The following is a 1952-nucleotide window of genomic DNA, read 5'->3' on the forward strand; positions in this document are numbered from 1 at the left end:
GTCGCCAGACTCGGTGACGCACTCGACTCCCGTGTGCCGGTTCGCTTGTTGTTCGAAGCGGCCGGAGTTGCGGCTCTCGCCGAGCGGATCGAAAGTTCGGTCGGCAGCGGCAGGCGTGCGCAGCTCACGAAACAGGTTCGACCGGAACAGATTCCGTTGTCGCTCGCGCAGCAGCGCATGTGGTTCCTCAATCAGCTCGATACGAACTCGGCTGCCTACAACCTCCCGGTCGCGATTCGGCTACAGGGCGAACTCGACGTCCTGGCCCTGAGTGCTGCAGTTGACGACGTGATCGACCGGCACGAATCACTGCGCACCGTCTATCCGGCGGTCGACGGACATGCCAGGCAGGACATCAGGCCTTCGACCGGACTGCACCTGAAGCCCGCGGCGGTATCCGAGTCGGACATCGAGATGCGTCTACGTGATCTCTTCGGGCGTGGATTCGACGTCGCGAACGAAATTCCTGTGCGCGCGGAGTTGTACGTTCTGGGCGAGAACGACCACGTGCTCGCCATGGTCGTCCACCACATCGGTTCCGACGGCTATTCGATGGGCCCACTTGCCCGCGACATCGTCTCGGCCTATGTCGCGCGGGCGTCGGGTCAGTCCCCGAACTGGTCACCGCTCCCGGTGCAATACGCCGATTACGCTCTGTGGCAACGTGCTTCACTGGGCCTCGAGTCCGATCCCGAGTCTCTCGCCGCGGCGCAGCTGTCCTATTGGACCGACAAGCTCTCCGGGCTTGCACCCGAAATTTCGCTACCGCAGGATCGCCCCCGTCCAGCGGTGTCGACCAACATCGGTGGCACCGTGACCACCGTCATCGATGGCGCGAGCGTCGAGGCCCTCGATGTCCTTGCCCGTGAACATAATTCGTCGCTGTTCATGGCGGTCCACACCGTTCTTGCGGTTGTGCTCGCCCGACTGTCCGGAACGCACGACATCGCGATCGGTACGCCCGTCGCGGGCCGGGGTGAAGCCTCTCTCGACGACGTCATCGGGATGTTCGTCAACACCTTGGTGCTTCGGACCGAACTCGATCTCGGGGCGAACTCCGCCACCCTCCTCGCCGCGACGCGCGAGATCGATCTCGAAGCGTTCGCCCACGCGGACATTCCGTTCGAGCGCGTCGTCGACGCAGTGGATCCTGAGCGGTCGCAGGCCCGACACCCACTCTTCCAGGTGATGTTGGCCTTCCAGAACATGGAGCGGCGTGCTGTCGAACTCCCGGAGCTGAAGGTCTCGCCGGTCGACATCGACTTCGAGGTTGCCAAGTTCGACCTGCAAGTGACCCTGTTCGAGGCAGGCGGGACCGACTCCGATCGAGAACTCTCGGTGCAGATCGCTTTCGCCCAGGATCTGTTCGATCGCGAGACAGTCGTGGTATTCGCCGATCGATTCGTCCGCGTGCTGCACGGGGTTCTCGCGAACCCGGACGCTGCTGTGGCCGACGTGGACGTGTTCGGTCCGGGCGAGCGAGAGTTGGTACTGCAGCGGTGGTCCGGCGCAGATCAGGTGCCGGTCGCTCCACCTGTCGATCGGACCCTGGCCGCCCGATTCGACGACACGGTAGCGGCATCGCCTGCGGCGCAGGCACTCGTGTTCGAAGACGTGCGACTGAGCTACGAAGAACTGGCGCAGCGGGCCAACAGGCTCGCGCGGGCATTGATCGCTCACGGCGTGGGACCGGAAGCCGTCGTCGCGGTCATGCTGCCACGGTCCGTCGATCTCGTGGTCGCTGTTCTCGCCGTCGTCGCATCGGGCGCAGGGTACGTGCCGATCGACCCGTCGTATCCGCAGGAGCGAATCGACTACGTGCTCGGCGACTCGGGACCGACTGTCGTGCTGACCTGGTCGGGTCGAGACGCAGCGGTCGGGTCGAGCGTCCCGGTTCTCGACCTGGACACACTCGAACTCGATGCGTACTCCGCCGGACCCGTCGGCGACCA

The 1952-nt window shown here is 64.6% G+C and carries 1 protein-coding gene; it reads left to right on the top strand.

Features of this window, described 5'->3' with window-relative positions; all coding sequences use genetic code 11:
- Positions 1-1952 (top strand): condensation domain-containing protein (locus tag A2J03_RS26790; RefSeq protein ID WP_156520609.1); only part of this gene is annotated, 1952 nt, incomplete at both ends.

The sequence above is a fragment of the Rhodococcus sp. EPR-157 genome (assembly GCF_001647195.1).
In the GTDB taxonomy this organism is placed as follows: domain Bacteria; phylum Actinomycetota; class Actinomycetes; order Mycobacteriales; family Mycobacteriaceae; genus Rhodococcoides.